The 13710-nt window shown below is 68.7% G+C and carries 17 protein-coding genes; 7 read left to right on the top strand and 10 right to left on the bottom strand.

Translation table 11 applies throughout. The features are described 5' to 3' along the window. Nucleotides 1–19 precede the first annotated feature (19 nt). Nucleotides 20–856, bottom strand: coding sequence for a helix-turn-helix domain-containing protein (locus C1704_RS15325; RefSeq protein WP_104303611.1), 837 nt, complete (start codon nucleotides 854–856; stop codon nucleotides 20–22). Nucleotides 857–973: 117 nt separating this feature from the next. Between C1704_RS15325 and C1704_RS15330 the strand changes: the two genes are divergently transcribed. Together C1704_RS15330 and C1704_RS15335 are read left to right on the top strand one after the other, a co-directional pair. After that, on the top strand, nucleotides 974–1396 hold the full coding sequence (locus C1704_RS15330; RefSeq protein WP_104303612.1) for a hypothetical protein: 423 nt from the start codon (nucleotides 974–976) through the stop codon (nucleotides 1394–1396). Nucleotides 1397–1427: 31 nt separating this feature from the next. Continuing rightward, on the top strand, nucleotides 1428–1874 hold the full coding sequence (locus C1704_RS15335; protein ID WP_104303613.1) for a hypothetical protein: 447 nt from the start codon (nucleotides 1428–1430) through the stop codon (nucleotides 1872–1874). A 224-nt stretch (nucleotides 1875–2098) separates the two neighbouring features. Here the strand turns inward: C1704_RS15335 and C1704_RS15340 are convergent, their stop codons facing one another. Next, the gene (locus C1704_RS15340; protein WP_104303614.1) at nucleotides 2099–3205 is read right to left on the bottom strand and encodes an ABC transporter substrate-binding protein; all 1107 of its coding nucleotides are present in this window, start codon (nucleotides 3203–3205) and stop codon (nucleotides 2099–2101) included. A gap of 133 nt (nucleotides 3206–3338) precedes the next feature. Continuing rightward, a complete protein-coding gene (locus C1704_RS15345; protein ID WP_104303615.1) occupies nucleotides 3339–4235 on the bottom strand; it encodes a LysR family transcriptional regulator ArgP in 897 nt (298 codons plus the stop codon). Nucleotides 4236–4308: 73 nt separating this feature from the next. Between C1704_RS15345 and C1704_RS15350 the strand changes: the two genes are divergently transcribed. Continuing rightward, nucleotides 4309–4959: a LysE/ArgO family amino acid transporter gene (locus C1704_RS15350; protein ID WP_104303616.1), complete on the top strand. Its 651-nt coding sequence runs from the start codon at nucleotides 4309–4311 to the stop codon at nucleotides 4957–4959. Nucleotides 4960–4985: 26 nt separating this feature from the next. Here C1704_RS15350 and C1704_RS15355 read toward each other — a convergent pair whose 3' ends face one another. Further along, nucleotides 4986–6239 carry an aminotransferase class V-fold PLP-dependent enzyme gene (locus C1704_RS15355; RefSeq protein WP_104303617.1) on the bottom strand — a complete coding sequence of 418 codons (1254 nt, stop codon included), beginning with the start codon at nucleotides 6237–6239 and terminating at the stop codon, nucleotides 4986–4988. A 112-nt stretch (nucleotides 6240–6351) separates the two neighbouring features. Between C1704_RS15355 and C1704_RS15360 the strand changes: the two genes are divergently transcribed. Next, entirely contained in the window at nucleotides 6352–7905 is a 1554-nt protein-coding gene (locus C1704_RS15360; RefSeq protein WP_211286948.1) for an AMP nucleosidase, read from the top strand. A gap of 30 nt (nucleotides 7906–7935) precedes the next feature. Here C1704_RS15360 and infA read toward each other — a convergent pair whose 3' ends face one another. Both infA and C1704_RS15370 read right to left on the bottom strand, forming a co-directional pair. Then, the gene (gene infA / locus C1704_RS15365) at nucleotides 7936–8202 is read right to left on the bottom strand and encodes a translation initiation factor IF-1 (RefSeq protein WP_104303618.1); all 267 of its coding nucleotides are present in this window, start codon (nucleotides 8200–8202) and stop codon (nucleotides 7936–7938) included. A gap of 38 nt (nucleotides 8203–8240) precedes the next feature. Continuing rightward, the gene (locus tag C1704_RS15370; RefSeq protein WP_104303619.1) at nucleotides 8241–8474 is read right to left on the bottom strand and encodes a hypothetical protein; all 234 of its coding nucleotides are present in this window, start codon (nucleotides 8472–8474) and stop codon (nucleotides 8241–8243) included. A gap of 289 nt (nucleotides 8475–8763) precedes the next feature. Here C1704_RS15370 and C1704_RS15375 point away from each other — a divergent pair, with 289 nt between their 5' ends. Further along, entirely contained in the window at nucleotides 8764–9084 is a 321-nt protein-coding gene (locus tag C1704_RS15375) for an ATPase with chaperone activity (RefSeq protein ID WP_104303620.1), read from the top strand. Between the two features lie 9 nt (nucleotides 9085–9093). Here the strand turns inward: C1704_RS15375 and C1704_RS15380 are convergent, their stop codons facing one another. Continuing rightward, nucleotides 9094–10590, bottom strand: a complete 1497-nt coding sequence (locus C1704_RS15380; protein ID WP_104303621.1) for a S8 family peptidase — start codon at nucleotides 10588–10590, stop codon at nucleotides 9094–9096. A gap of 161 nt (nucleotides 10591–10751) precedes the next feature. Here C1704_RS15380 and C1704_RS15385 point away from each other — a divergent pair, with 161 nt between their 5' ends. Together C1704_RS15385 and C1704_RS15390 are read left to right on the top strand one after the other, a co-directional pair. Continuing rightward, complete coding sequence (locus C1704_RS15385) at nucleotides 10752–11015, top strand: antitoxin (RefSeq protein ID WP_104303622.1); 264 nt, start codon at nucleotides 10752–10754, stop codon at nucleotides 11013–11015. After that, nucleotides 11012–11422, top strand: a complete 411-nt coding sequence (locus C1704_RS15390) for a type II toxin-antitoxin system VapC family toxin (RefSeq protein ID WP_104303623.1) — start codon at nucleotides 11012–11014, stop codon at nucleotides 11420–11422. The genes C1704_RS15385 and C1704_RS15390 overlap by 4 nt, the downstream gene beginning before the upstream one ends. A gap of 9 nt (nucleotides 11423–11431) precedes the next feature. Here the strand turns inward: C1704_RS15390 and C1704_RS15395 are convergent, their stop codons facing one another. The 3 genes from C1704_RS15395 to C1704_RS15405 all read right to left on the bottom strand — a co-directional run bounded on the left by C1704_RS15395 (nucleotide 11432) and on the right by C1704_RS15405 (nucleotide 13135). Beyond that, nucleotides 11432–11779 carry a DUF2200 domain-containing protein gene (locus C1704_RS15395; RefSeq protein ID WP_104303624.1) on the bottom strand — a complete coding sequence of 116 codons (348 nt, stop codon included), beginning with the start codon at nucleotides 11777–11779 and terminating at the stop codon, nucleotides 11432–11434. A gap of 477 nt (nucleotides 11780–12256) precedes the next feature. Continuing rightward, complete coding sequence (locus tag C1704_RS15400) at nucleotides 12257–12574, bottom strand: HNH endonuclease (RefSeq protein WP_104303625.1); 318 nt, start codon at nucleotides 12572–12574, stop codon at nucleotides 12257–12259. Nucleotides 12575–12595: 21 nt separating this feature from the next. After that, nucleotides 12596–13135, bottom strand: a complete 540-nt coding sequence (locus C1704_RS15405) for a DUF2726 domain-containing protein (RefSeq protein WP_104303626.1) — start codon at nucleotides 13133–13135, stop codon at nucleotides 12596–12598. Between the last annotated feature and the right edge of the window lie 575 nt (nucleotides 13136–13710).

Here is a 13710-nt window from a genome sequence, read left to right on the forward strand (position 1 = left end):
CGGACGCAGGCCTTGTCCGTCACCCAGGTGACGCCGCCATCACCTCGCGCAGCACCGTGGCCGTGGCCTCGTCGGCCGGGAAGAAGGTTTCCAGGGCCAGCTCCGACAGCGTGATGTCCACCGGCGTGCCGAACACGGTGATGGTGCTGATGAAGGACAGGCGACCCCAGGGACTTTGCACTTCAAACGGCACCACCACGCTGGCCTCGGGCGCCAGCGGCCCGTCGGTGACCGGGGCCTCGGGCGCCGGCAGGGCGTGCAGCGACTCGGCCAGCGCCACCAGCTCCGGGTCGCCACTGGCTTCGATCTGGCGCTGCAGGCGCTCGAGCAGGTGGTGGCGCCACACCCCCAGGTTGACGATGTGCGGCGCCAGGCCCTGCGGGTCCAGGCTCAGGCGCAGCACGTTCACCGGGCCGTCCAGCGTCAGACCCAGACTCTGCAGGAACAGGGGCACGGCCCGGTTGCACGACACGAGGTTCCAGTAGCGGTCCACCAGCAGCGCCGGATAGGGCTCGTGGCCCTTGAGCACCGCCTCCAGCGCCTGTCGCGCCGCCGCCAGGGCCGGATCGTCGAGCGAGCGCTGGCGGTACAGCGGCGCATAGCCCGCCGCCACCAGCAGCGCGTTGCGCTCGCGCAGCGGCACGGCCAGGCGCTCGGCCAGGCGCAGCACCATGGCCCGGCTGGGCAGGGCCCGGCCGGTTTCCATGTAGCTCAGGTGGCGCGTGGAAATATCGGCCTGGGTGGCCAGGTCGAGCTGCGACAGGTGGCGCTGCTGGCGCCAGTGGCGCAGCAGGTCGCCCACGTCGGCGCGCGCGGCTTTGGGCTGGCCGCCCAGCGAGGCAGGGGTGCGTGTCATGGCGGCAAGCTTAGCCGCCCTCGCGTGCACCGCACATGACCTCGGAGGTCATCGACGCCATGCCCTCACCGGGCAGAGGATGACGGCACCGATTCATCCACCCACAGGAGCCTCGCCATGTCGACCCTTGCTGCCACGTCCCACACCTCCACCCCCGCTTCTGGCGCCGGCCTGCTGCGCCTTGGCCTCGGCCTCGATGCGGCCGCCACCGTCGCCTTCGCGCCGCCGCTGGCCTTTGCCTCGGGCTGGCTGTCCGGGCTGTTCGGTCTGCCCGAGATGCTGCTGATGGGTGCCGGCTTCTTCCTGCTGCTGTGGGCTGCCTTCCTGATCTGGGCCGCGCGCCAGCGCGTGCCGTCGCGCCGCATGGTGTGGACCGTGCTCGTCGTCAACACCCTGTGGGTGATCGACACCGCCGTGCTGTGGGCCAGCGGCTGGGTGCAACCCACGCTCTGGGGCGAAGCCTTCCTGGCGGTGAACGTGGTGGGCGTGTCGGCCTTCACGGCGCTGCAGTACCTCGGCCTGCGGCGGATGGGGCGCTGACGCCCTGGCGCGGGGCGTGTAGATTCGCGGCATGCCCCGCCGCCGCATCCTCCTCACCACCCTGGCCCTCGCGCCCTTCTCGCCCTTCTTCCTCGCCGCCTGCAGCCGCCCCGACCCCGAGCGCCAGATTCACGCGGCCCTCGGCGAGATGGAGGCCGCCATCAAGGCCAGGAACAACGGCGACTTCATGTCGCATGTCGCCGACGACTTCCAGCGCCCCGGCCAGGGCCTCGACCGCGCCGGCCTGCGCCAGCTCTTCACCGGCCTCGTGCTGCGCTACCCCACCATCGTGCTGGTGGTCACCGTGAACGAAGTGCGCGTGACCGGCACCACCGCCACTGCGCGCCTGACCGTATTGGCCACTGGCGGTCAGGGTGTGCTGCCGGAGACCGGCCAGGCCTGGGAGGTGAACACCGACTGGCGGTTGGAGGGCAGCCAGTGGAAGTTGTTCGCGGCAGACTGGCGCGGGCAGTTGTAGGGTGCGGTTGCAGGGGTACCTGAGGCCAAGTACCCTCTGAGGCACGCGGCCCTGGACCGCCTGAAGTCCAGACCGCTCGACCGGCGCGGTGGCATCCGCGCAGCGGTCCGTACTTCCACTTCCGCACCTGCGACGTCACGACGCCATCGACCCACCTCACCGATGGGTTCTCCGTCGGTCTTGCGAGCCCCATCGACTTCACGCATGACCGCGCGCTCGAAGGTCTAACCGATCAGCCGCCCATCGCGCCCCAGCAGCACCTGGGTGACGTAGCGGCTGCCACGGTTGGAGGCCGCATCGAACCCGATGCTGTACCCCCCGAGCTCGAGGCCGGGGCGGCGCCGGGCCAGCTCGTAGAGACTGGCGCGGGTGATCGGCGAGGCCTCCGCGCCGGCCAGCAGCGCCTGCGTGTAGCGGCCCACCACAAAGCCGGCCAGGCTCAGGGGCGAGGGGGTCTCCTCGTACAGGGTCTTCAGCGCGGCCCGGTACTCACGCGCGAACGGTGCGGTGTGGGTCTGCGGGTTGGGCACCACCTGCGTCAGCACCACGGGCACGGTGCCGGTGGCGCCCAGTTCGGTCAAGGTGGTGAGATCGGTCTCGCCCAGCGTGATGACATAGCGCTGCAGCTTGCGTTCGGCCAGGCCGCGCACGAAGCGGGCGAGTTCGATGGAGCCCCCGACGAACAGGAAGATCGCCGGCGGATTGGCGGGCAGTGATGCAACCAGCTGCTCGACGTTGCCCGCGGGCGCCACGAAATCACGGGGCTGCACGCCGATGCGCCGCACGGCCGACTGCACGTCGGCCTGGACCTGCTGCTGCAAGGCAGGTGTTGCATACACCAGCCCGAGTTCGCGCACACCGACGGTCTCCAGGCTGCGCAGGGCATGACGGATCTGCGCCTCCCGCGAGGCAAAGAGCTTGACCACGCCCGGCTCGTCGTCGAAGCGGGCATCGGCGATCCAGGGGCCCAGGTGCGCGATCTGCAGGCCCTCGGCACGGATGGCCTCGGCACAGCGCAGGGCCAGCCGCTCTCCCGCCGTCCCCACGAGCCCCACCACGGCGGGGTCGGATCGCAAGGTGGCCAGCAGCGACCTGAGCGAAGCCTCCGAGCCGTCCATGGGGAAGGGCCGCAGGTCGCTCAGGCGCGTGGCGGAGGCCTGAAGCGCCAGCCGCACGCCGCTGCTGTAGTCACGGGAGATTTCCTGCTGGTCCGTCGAGGTATCGACGCATTGGAGCAGGACAGGGTTGGAAGTGCCCGGCCTGGTCGGAGGTCTGCGCTGGGCCGACACGGCCGCGGGCACGGCAAGGGCCGCGATGGAAGAAAGCGCCATCGCTGCAAAACGACGGCGCCCAGGGCGATGACACGACACGATGACAGCGAAAGTGAGACTGTCAGCAGTGTGGCGTCAGCGTGTGTATCCGGTGTGACAGTCCTGGAGGCAGCTCACGGGCCCCAAGACTGCTTCACCCCCGCCCCAACCCCTGCTTCGCCGCCCCCACCACCACCCGGGTCAGCCCCTCCAGCAGGGATGAAGCCGCCCGGGCCTCGTGCCAGTAGAGGGGCACGTCCAGCGGGGTGTGGGGCACCAGCTCCACGAGCGAGCCGTCGTCGAGGTGGGGCTGGATCAGCGCCTGCGGGTGCAGGCCCCAGCCCATGCCGGCCAGCGCGGCCGTGACAAAGGCCTGGGACGACGGCAGGGTGTGACGGGGCAGCTCCACATGACGGCGGCACTGGCGGCGCACCCAACGGGCCTGCAGATCATCCTTGGCGCTGAAGAGCAGGCTGGGGGCCCTCGCCAAGGCACCGGCGCTCACGCCATCGGGAAAGTGCCGAGCAACAAAGCGGGGGCTCGCCGCGGCACGGTAGCGCATCGCCCCCAGGGCCCGGCTGTTGCAGCCGGTGGCCGGGCGGGCCGTGGCGGAGACGGCGGCCAGCACGGCGCCGCTGCGCAGCCATTCGGCCGTGTGGCCTTCGTCGTCCACCGCCACATCCATCAGCACCGGCGCCTCGGCGGCAAAGGCCGCGAGAGCGGGCGCGAACCAGGTGGCCAGGCTGTCGGCGTTCACCGCAATGGGCAACCGCACACGGGTGTGGCCCTGCGGGTCGAGCGTGGGCAGCGTACCGCGCAGTTCGTGTTCGAGCAGCCGCACGCGATCGAGGTGCTGGCACAGCCGCCGGCCAGTTTCGGTGGGCTGGCAGGGCTGGCCCCGCACCACGAGGGCGCAGCCCATGCGTTCTTCCAGCAGCCGCACGCGCTGCGACACGGCCGACGGGGTCACGTGCAGGGCCCGGGCGGCACGCTCGAAGCTGCCTTCGCGCACCACGGCGGCCAGGGCAGCCAGGGCGGAGTAGTCGATCATTGATTTAGAAAAACTTCATCAGATTCAGAAGATGTAGTTTGTCTAAACCACTCGTCACGGGCAAGCTGTCGACATGACAAGCGTTCCCGACATCGCCACGCTCGCGGCACCGGCCTTCACGCAGGGCCTGGCCTTGAGCCTGGGCCTGATCGTGGCCATCGGCGCGCAGAACGCCTTCGTGCTGCGTCAGGGACTGAGGCGCGAGCACGTCGGCCCCGTGGTGGTGTTCTGCGCCGTGGCCGATGCGGTGCTGATCACGGCCGGGGTGCTGGGCATGGCCCAGGCCCTGGGAGAGCGCGCGGGGCTGGCGCAGGCCCTGGCCCTGGCGGGCGCCCTCTTCCTGGCCTGGTATGGCTGGCTCGCCCTGCGTCGGGCACGTCACCCCAGCCGCCTGCAGGCCGCGGCCGGTGGGGATGGCCTCAGCCGGGGAGCCGCCGTGGCACAGGCCGCGGCCTTCACGCTGCTCAACCCGCATGTGTACCTCGACACCGTGCTGCTGGTGGGCAGCATCGGTGCGCAGCAGCCTGCCGCGACGCGAGGCTGGTTTGTGGCAGGCGCCTGCACCGCCAGCGTGGTGTGGTTCAGTCTGCTGGGCTTTGGCGCGCGCTGGCTGGCGCCTTGGTTCGCCCGGCCGCGGGCGTGGCAGATCCTGGACGGCCTGATCGGCCTGACGATGTGGACGCTGGCCGCGTTGCTGGTGCGGCATGCGCTGATCCCGCAGTGACGGCGGACCCCAGGCGCGGTACGGGGTCAGCCCAGCAACTGCCTCAGCCCCACCACCAGCCGATCGATCTCGGCGTCCGTGGTGTGCAAGCCCGGCGTCACCCGCACCACGTCGCCCGCCGCGGGGCCGCTGCGCTGCACGGTGAACACGCCGTGGTGCTCCAGCAGCGCGCGGGCCAGGGCCTGGTTGTCGGCTGTCGAGGTGCGCCCGGCCAGGCGGAACGACGTGATGCCCGCCACCATGCCGGGTTCGTCGGGCGTGAGGATCTGCATGCCCGGCAGCGTGCGGGCCGGCCCCACCCAGGCATCGCGCAGGTGGCGCAGGCGCGCGGCCTTGTGCGCCACGCCGATGGTCTCGTGCCAGTCGAGCGCCGCGGGCAACGTCAGCCAGGCCGCGAAGTTGGGCGTGCCGCCATAGAGCCGGCTGCGGATGTCGTCGGCGCCGAAGTCCAGCCCCGCAAAAGGCGCCTCGATGGCGTCGAGCCGGTCGCGCCGGATGTAGAGCACCGCGCAGCCCAGGGGCGCGCCCACCCACTTGTGCAGGTTGAAGGCGGCGAACGGTGCGCCCAGGTCGGGCGCGTCGAATGCCATCTGCCCCCAGGAATGCGCCGCATCCACCACCACGTCGGCGCCGGCCGCCTCGATCATCGTGGTGAGTTCGCGCACCGGCATCACCAGGCCGGTGCTGTGACTCACGTGGGTGAGCAGCACCAGGCGCACGCGTGGGTGGTCGTGCAGGGCCTGGCGGTAGGTGGCCAGCACCGCCTCACGCGTGGCAGGCTCGGGGATGGCCAGCCGCACCGCGTTCACGCCGCGGCGCTCGCGCAGGAAGGCCATGGCCGCGCGCATCGCGGGGTAGTCGAGATCGCAGTACAGCACCGTGTCACCAGCGGCCAGGCCACGGTAGCCCTGGATCAGCACCTGCATCGCCTCGCTGGCGCCGCGCACCAGCACCAGTTCGTCGTGCCCACAGCCCAGCGACCGTGCCACACGCACCCGCAGGGCTTCCAGCGCCTGCGGCCACTCGCGGCGTACCCAATGGGCGTTGTGGTGGTTGATGAAGGTGGTCAGGCGCTCGTACTCGGCCTTCACCGGCTCGGCCATCGGGCCCCAGAAGCCGTTCTCCAGATTGACCGGCTCGCGGGCCACGTCATAGTAGCGATGAACCTGTGACCACCAGCCCTCGTCGGCCGTCGGTGCGGCGGGGCGTGAGGCTTGCAAGGTGGCGAGCGCTTCACGGAAGGCAGGCGCACGCTGGTCCAGGTCGAGCACGGCGGGCATGGGTGGGTTTGCAGGCTTGGAGAGCAGCCCATTGTGCATGCGACGGTCCGTGGCCACGGGTTACCGCCGGGATACAGTGGTGTTTGCCTTTCGGCTCACAATGGCTCCGTTGATGTTGCATCCGAAAGCCCTGCCCGTGTCCCTGTTCACCCCGCCCTTCTTTGCTCCGGAACGCTTCAGCGACCCCGACCTGGCGCTTGCGCGCGTGACCCGCATCTACGACGAAAGCCTGGCCCACCTACGCGACGCGCTGCACCGCTTTGTGGGTGGCGATGATCTGGCCCAGCACGTGCGGGCCTGCTACCCCTACGTGCGCGTGCACACCGACACGGTGGCACGCGCCGACTCGCGCCTGTCGTATGGCTTCGTGGCGGGCCCAGGCACCTACGAGACCACGCTGACGCGGCCCGACCTCTACAGCGACTACTACCGCGAGCAGTTCCGCCTGCTGTTGCGCAACCATGGCGTCGAGCTGGAGGTGGGCACCAGCCACCAGCCCATCCCGGTGCACTTTGCCGTGGACAGCTCCGATCATGTCGAAGGCCAGCTCGACGCGGCCCGCCGCCTGCGCCTGCGCGACCTCTTCGACCTGCCCGACCTGGGTGCGATGGACGACGGCATCGCCAACGGCACACACGAGCCGGCCCCCGGCGAGCCGCACCCGCTGGCGCTGTTCACGGCACCGCGCGTGGACTACTCGCTGCACCGCCTGCGCCACTACACCGGCACCGCACCCGAGCACTTCCAGAACTTCGTGCTGTTCACGAACTACCAGTTCTACATCGACGAGTTCGTGCGGCTGGGCCGCGAGCTGATGGCGCAGGCGCCCGACCAGGGGGCGCTGTTCACCGCGTCGAAGGACGCTGCGGCCGACGATGGCTACGTGGCGTTTGTGGAGCCCGGCAACGTGGTCACGCGCCGCCAGGGCGAGGCGCCCGAGCCCGAGGACGCGCTGGGCGCGCCGCCCCCGCGGCTGCCGCAGATGCCGGCCTACCACCTGGTGCGGCGCGACCGTGCGGGCATCACCATGGTCAACATCGGCGTGGGGCCCGCGAACGCCAAGACCATCACCGACCACATCGCCGTGCTGCGCCCGCACGCGTGGATCATGCTGGGCCACTGCGCGGGCCTGCGCAACACGCAACAGCTGGGCGACTACGTGCTGGCCCACGGCTACGTGCGCGAAGACCACGTGCTGGACGAAGACCTGCCGCTGTGGGTGCCGATTCCTGCGTTGGCCGAGGTGCAGATCGCACTGCAGACCGCCGTGGCCGACATCACGCAGCTCAGCGGCTACGAGCTCAAGCGCATCCTGCGCACGGGCACCGTGGCCAGCACCGACAACCGCAACTGGGAACTGCTGCCGCACCGCACGCCCGAGCGTCGCTTCAGCCAGAGCCGCGCGGTGGCGCTGGACATGGAAAGCGCCACGGTGGCGGCCAACGGTTTCCGCTTCCGCGTGCCCTACGGCACCTTGCTGTGCGTGAGCGACAAGCCCCTGCACGGCGAGCTCAAGCTGCCGGGCATGGCCAACCAGTTCTACCGCGAACGGGTGGACCAGCACCTGCGCATCGGCATCCGTGCGATCGAGATCCTGCGGGGGGAAGGGGTGGATCGGCTGCACAGCCGCAAGCTGCGCAGCTTCGCCGAGGTGGCGTTCCAGTAGGAGCGCGCCCGATCGGGCGCGCCTGGAAGCTCAGCGGCTGTTCGGCCGGTAGGACGGACGCGGGCCGGAGGAACGCGTCTCGAGGTGACGGAAGGTGATGCGGCCCTTGGAGAGGTCGTAGGGCGACAGCTCCAGCGAGACGTTGTCGCCCGCCAGGATGCGGATGTGGTGCTTGCGCATCTTGCCCGCGGTGTAGGCCACCAGGCTGTGGCCATTGTCCAGGGTCACACGGAAACGGGAATCGGGCAGCACTTCCTCGACCTTGCCGCGCATCTCGATGAGTTCTTCCTTGGCCAAATCAACTCCTTGCTGGTGGATGAATCAATTTCAGAAACTCAGGCCAGGAGGGCGCGCTGCGCCCACTCCCGGCCTTGCTCGGCTGCGTGGCGCAATGCGCCCTCGCGGGTATCGAATGACGCCGCAAAGCGGAACACGCGGTCGTGCGTGCCGGTGCCCCGACCACTGCGGATCGAGACGGATGCGGCAAACCCGCCGGCATCGATGCGGCGGGACAGCGGTGAGACAAGGTACTTGCCCACCGCAAACGGTTGTTCACGGTTGGTCTTCATGGAATTCCTGCACGGCCATACGGCCATGCGTTCAAACTTGGGTCGGAAGCGTCTCGATGCGCGGTGCGCAAGGAGCCATCCGGGATGGGGCTCGCCGGAGGAGAAGACTGACAGCCGGGGACCGAAAGCGGCTCGAAGGCCGGTCCTGGGCGAAACGCGCGGCGCGTGGGGCCAGCAGCGTGTCAGACGACGACTGCCGCGTCAGAGAGCAGGGCGCGACAGAAGCACGAATTATACCCGCTTGGCCTGCCGCGTGCAGCACCACCCCCGCCACGGCGACAATGGAAGCATGAACGATGACTCGCAGATCGAGGTGCCGCCCTCCTTCATGGCCCTGTTCGTGGCGCCCGGGCGGATCAAGCCGCGCGAGCCCCTGGGCGTGATCGCCCAGCGCTACGAGCTGTGCGAGGACCTGGCCCAGATGCTCACGGACACGGCCCGCACCAAGCTGTGGGAGCTGCATGCCACCGAGGCCGACGTGCTGGAGCGCATCGGCCAGGGGCTGGCCGCGGGGCCGCTGGACCTCACGCCGGACGAGGCCCGGTGGGTGCTGCGTCGGCTGGCCGAACTGCTGGGCTGGGACGGGGGTCCGGCCGATCGCGACACCTGAGCCGCGCGCTCAATCGTCCGGGTCGAACAGCCCCCCGGCCGGATGGGCCTTGTGCAGCGTGTGGGGCGCCGGCAAGGGCGCGGCCAGCAAGGCCGCCGCGTTGATCACGCCACTGCCGTACTGGTCGGCCTCCTGAGCGGGCCACCGCCCCGGGGTGGCCGTCTGGCGGGCCAGCGCCTTGAAGGCCGCAGGAATGCGCCAGAGTTCTCCCGGCCCGTAGAAGGCCTTCAGTGCGGCCACACCGTGCCAGGCCAGCCACAGCGCTGCCACGCCCGAGCAGGTGGCCGTGGCGTACGAGGTGCCATCGCCATCGGCCTTCGGGTAGATCCGCTGAGCGGCCTGGCCGGCCGGCAAGGGCTCGGCCCGCACGCGACGGATCGCATCGGCCGGGCCGCACAGGTCGACGCAGGGCCCGCGCGCGGCCGCCCGCCAGGGCTTGAGGCCCGGCCCCACACCACCCATCGTGATGCAGCGGTTGTAGCGGCCGGGGTAGATCACCTCGCCCCAGTACTGGCCGGCGGCACAGGCCACGATCACGCCATGCTCGTAGGCATGGTCGAGCGCCGACGACAGGTGCCGGCTGCCAAAGAGCGCGCCCAGCGAGATGTTCACCACGTGGCAGCCGGCGTCGACGGCATGGCGGATGGCCCGCCCGATCTCGGCCTTCACGTGGTCCACGATGACCGAATCGGTCACCCGGAAGGGCACCACCGTCACCCCCGGCGCCACCCCGTAGAAGGGGCGGGGGTCCAACCCCACCGCGAAGCCGGCGATGGCGCCACTGATGCGTGTGCCATGGCCGGGAAAGCCCACGAGCCACTCGTCGCGCGGGTCGTCCCAGGGCAAGGCGCGTTGCGGGCGGTCCCAGTAGTCGTGGCCATCGGCCGGCTTCACGGTGCCGCTGGCCCCGCCTTGCCAGCCCAGGGCCGCATGTTCGGTGTAGCCGGTGTCGATGTGACCGATGCGGATGTCCTGCCAGGGCAAGGCCGCCTGGAAGCGCGGGTCGCCGGCGAACATGGCCCAGGCCGACACGACGTTGGCGCCGCGCGCGTCGAGGTGCCAGTCGTAGGGGCCCTGGAAGTCCTGGGGCAGCAAGGGGGCCCCCGCCGCGGCGGGGGCCGGTCCCGCGGCAGCGGCGGCCCGGGTGAGCTTGGGCGTGCCCAGCACCTCGCCGTCCACCACGGCCACGCCCCGCTGCAGCAGGTGAAAGAGCGCGTCGCGGCTGAGCGCGTTCACCGCCAGCGCGCCCCAGTCGCGCAGGCATTGCTCCCAGGCGGCATCGCTGGCCAGGCCCGGGCGCTGGCGCAGCACCGCCTCCAGCACCTGCGGCACCACATAGACATCGCGCGCATGCGCCGGCGTCAGCGCACCCAGCGTGCCGGCGTCGCCCAGGGCCTCCTGCAGCCGGCGCAGGAAGCGCTGGCAGGCGGTGGGAGAGGCCGGCAGCTGCACCACCGTGACGTTGCCGTAGGCCAGTTCCGCATCGCGTGGACCCAGGTCGCTCATGCTCGCCTCCTCGTCAGGACGATGTGCCGCGGGTGCATGGTGACACCAGCGCCTCGCAAGCACATCCTCCAAGAGGGGGATGGGGCCTTCCAGGCCTTGGACTTGTGCCGCCGCGGCGCCCCCCAAAATACACACATTAGCGTACACACATTGAGGTGGCCATGAACGCACTCACCACCCGCGTCTTCAACAACGGCAACAGCCAGGCCGTGCGCATTCCCGCCGAATTCCGCCTCGACACCGACCGCGTGACCATCTCACGCAACGAGCAGGGCGACCTGGTCATCCACCCCTTGCGAGCCCAGCGGGGCGCGTCCCTGCTCCAGGCCCTGGATGAACTGAGGGGTGTGGACGATGCCTTCATCGCCGCCCTGGAAGCCGAGCAGGACCACCCGCTGCCGATGCAGGAGCGCGAAGGCCTGTGATCTACCTGCTCGACACCCACATCCTGATTGACCTGATCAAGAACCACCCACCCGCCGTGGCGCAGCGCGTGGATGCGATGTCGGAGGACGACCGGCTGTGCATGTCCTTCATCACCTGGGCCGAACTGCTGAAGGGCGCAGAGCGAAGCACCCGCAAGCCGGAGGTGCTGCGCGCCCTGGACAATCTCGCCCGGCAGGTGCCGGTGATCTACCCTTCGGCCCCTGCCATCTGCCGCCACTACGCCGTTCAGGCCACCCGGCTGAAAGACGCCGGCACGCCCATTGGAGCCAACGACCTGTGGATTGCCTGCCACGCGCTGGCCGAAGGCGCCACCTTGGTGACCCACAACACCCGCAAGTTTCAGCGGGTCGAAGGGCTTCGGATCGAGGACTGGGTGACGTCCTGAAGAGGCTCATCAAGCCCGTAGGATCTTCTCCATCGCCCGGCCCTTGGCCAGCTCGTCCACCAGCTTGTCGAGGGTGCGGATCTTGCGCATCAGCGGGTCTTCCACTTCCTCCACCCGCACGCCACACACCACGCCCTTGATCAGCGCCACGTTCGGATGCAGCGCCGGGGCCTGGTCGAAGAAGGCCTGGAAATCCACCCCCGCCTCCACCTGCCGCTGCAGGCCCTTCGCGTCATAGCCCGTGAGCCAGCAGATGATGCGATCCACCTCGTCCTTCGTGCGGCCCTTGCGCTCGGCCTTGTTGACGTAAAGCGGGTAGACCTTGGCGAAGGGGGTGGTGAAGATGGGGTGGGGCATGGACTCCTCCGCTATCACTCTGGCTGCTGAACACTGGGGCAAGAACGGCGTCGAGCCTGGACCACCGCCTCACGCCACGCGAACTCAGTCATGGACCGGCGACTGTTCGCTCAGGACCGCCGAGGTGCCACCAAACCAAATAGACGGCCAAGGGGACGGCCGCCACGTAGACGAAGAACACCCAGTAGAACGCGAGCGCACAAACCAGGCCGCTGAGCGTGCCAGCGATGAGCCACATCCAATGGCAGCGTCGGCCTTGGATCCAGCGCGCCGTCATCACCGCCAGACACAACCAGGCAACAAGTGGGAGGACTGCGATAAGTCCTGCAGGCCCGACTCTGTCGCCTGCGAGAACCGAGCCAGCAAGCATCACTGACGAGAGAACGCCCACCCCGGCCAGTGACCAGGACACCAGGGCCACGGCAAATCTCTTGCTTGCTTGCGCGTCTCGCATGGCAGATGGCTTTCTGTGATCGATCACCGAGGCCGCTCCCGGATGGCATCCCTGACAACAGGCGCCGCCGCTTCAGGCGCGATCCCCCACGCCCGGCAGTAGTTCGAGCCGAGCCACAACTCGAGGTCTTTGGCACCTTTGCTGGCATTGCAGCCCACACAGCAAAGCGCAATGTTCTCTCGGGTCACGATGCGCGCATCGTTCACGATATGTTCCCAGCTTGCGCGTTCCCGGCGCACGGCCCCGTTTGCCACGAAGCGCACGCTGCAATAGACGCACGCCTTGTCGCGCGCAATCACTTCACGTTCAAGCGATTCCGGGATGTTCCAGCGATTGGGCATCCTGAAGTCCCTGTAGAGGGGCTAGGCCGCTCTCTTGGCCTTTCCCGTTGTAGGTGCCAAGGCGGCAGGGGTGGGCGGCGCTGGCGTGAGCAGTTCGGTACGGATGGCCTCTTCATTCGGGAGCGAACGGACGTGCCAGCGAATGAGCCGAAGGCCGGCGTCGGCTGTGGCCTTGGACTTTTTCTCGTCTGTCTTGGCTCTCGAGCTCGACTCGTGCGACTTGTCATCGAGTTCGATTGCGGCGATGACGGTGAAGTCCTTCCCGCACACCACAAAGTCATAGCTCAACCGATTGATTCGGTTATTCCACTCGTGAAAGTTCGAGCCCTTCTTGACACCAAGAACGCGTGACACCTGAACCTGCGCAAGAACGACGTGCTCCGGCAGGGCACGAATGAGCCGGTGATACAGGACTTGCTCCGGCTGAGACAAGGGTCGCTTGATGTAGAAGGGCCACGGGCCGCTCGGGCCGACATTCAGCAGACCAAGCTTCTTGAGGACGACGAGAGCGACTGCGATAAGGACGACGAGGACGACGAAGACAAGGACTAGGTATTTCATAGGCGGTCAATGGTTCGCCATCTGGAGTTGTGCGACCTGACGTTCGACATGAGCGGCGGCTGTAGGCCGCAGGCCGGAAGCCGTCCGCTCGATGGAGGGGTTAGGTGCCGCACACCTCATACCCGAGAAGTTCAACAGCGGCACCAATTGGCAAAGCGGTGGCTGAAAGATCGTAGAAGCTGATAACGCCCGGTGCACCCTGTCCGGAAACCAGCGCCACAGAAGCGCACGGCTCCGAGACGGTGCCATCGGGTAGTGACAACCTAACCCGGAGACGAATGTGCTCATTTGGCCCAATCTTGGGGACGGGTATGGATGAAGCGGCGTGCGCAAGCACCGTGTACGGGACATCAAGCGTCGCTGCAAGAGCGCGCCTACCCCTACGCAGGGTGATTGTCTCGACGGCAACGACGCGAAGAGGTGGCAATTGAGGCACCTAACGTGTTATAGGGAGCAAAACTGCTGCATAACACCGCCGGCTGTCTCCCTAACACCGACGGCTTGATCGGGCGCAAAGCCTCGCCCCGCCATGCGTTAGCAGGCATGGACTGGATATTTGCACAGTAATAAATTTC

The sequence above is a fragment of the Caldimonas caldifontis genome, assembly GCF_002930615.1.
In the GTDB taxonomy this organism is placed as follows: Bacteria; Pseudomonadota; Gammaproteobacteria; order Burkholderiales; family Burkholderiaceae_C; genus Caldimonas; species Caldimonas caldifontis.

What these genes read in the sequence shown, in the direction of transcription:
- C1704_RS15345 (WP_104303615.1), bottom strand. Translation starts at nt 4,235, where the DNA reads ATGATCGACTACTCCGCCCTGGCTGCCCTGGCCGCCGTGGTGCGCGAA.
- C1704_RS15385 (WP_104303622.1), top strand. Translation starts at nt 10,752, where the DNA reads ATGAACGCACTCACCACCCGCGTCTTCAACAACGGCAACAGCCAGGCC.
- C1704_RS15360 (WP_211286948.1), top strand. Translation starts at nt 6,352, where the DNA reads ATGTTGCATCCGAAAGCCCTGCCCGTGTCCCTGTTCACCCCGCCCTTC.
- C1704_RS15325 (WP_104303611.1), bottom strand. Translation starts at nt 856, where the DNA reads ATGACACGCACCCCTGCCTCGCTGGGCGGCCAGCCCAAAGCCGCGCGC.
- C1704_RS15330 (WP_104303612.1), top strand. Translation starts at nt 974, where the DNA reads ATGTCGACCCTTGCTGCCACGTCCCACACCTCCACCCCCGCTTCTGGC.
- C1704_RS15335 (WP_104303613.1), top strand. Translation starts at nt 1,428, where the DNA reads ATGCCCCGCCGCCGCATCCTCCTCACCACCCTGGCCCTCGCGCCCTTC.
- C1704_RS15340 (WP_104303614.1), bottom strand. Translation starts at nt 3,205, where the DNA reads ATGGCGCTTTCTTCCATCGCGGCCCTTGCCGTGCCCGCGGCCGTGTCG.
- C1704_RS15400 (WP_104303625.1), bottom strand. Translation starts at nt 12,574, where the DNA reads ATGCCCAATCGCTGGAACATCCCGGAATCGCTTGAACGTGAAGTGATT.
- C1704_RS15380 (WP_104303621.1), bottom strand. Translation starts at nt 10,590, where the DNA reads ATGAGCGACCTGGGTCCACGCGATGCGGAACTGGCCTACGGCAACGTC.
- C1704_RS15405 (WP_104303626.1), bottom strand. Translation starts at nt 13,135, where the DNA reads ATGAAATACCTAGTCCTTGTCTTCGTCGTCCTCGTCGTCCTTATCGCA.
- C1704_RS15370 (WP_104303619.1), bottom strand. Translation starts at nt 8,474, where the DNA reads ATGAAGACCAACCGTGAACAACCGTTTGCGGTGGGCAAGTACCTTGTC.
- C1704_RS15355 (WP_104303617.1), bottom strand. Translation starts at nt 6,239, where the DNA reads ATGCCCGCCGTGCTCGACCTGGACCAGCGTGCGCCTGCCTTCCGTGAA.
- C1704_RS15395 (WP_104303624.1), bottom strand. Translation starts at nt 11,779, where the DNA reads ATGCCCCACCCCATCTTCACCACCCCCTTCGCCAAGGTCTACCCGCTT.
- C1704_RS15375 (WP_104303620.1), top strand. Translation starts at nt 8,764, where the DNA reads ATGAACGATGACTCGCAGATCGAGGTGCCGCCCTCCTTCATGGCCCTG.
- C1704_RS15350 (WP_104303616.1), top strand. Translation starts at nt 4,309, where the DNA reads ATGACAAGCGTTCCCGACATCGCCACGCTCGCGGCACCGGCCTTCACG.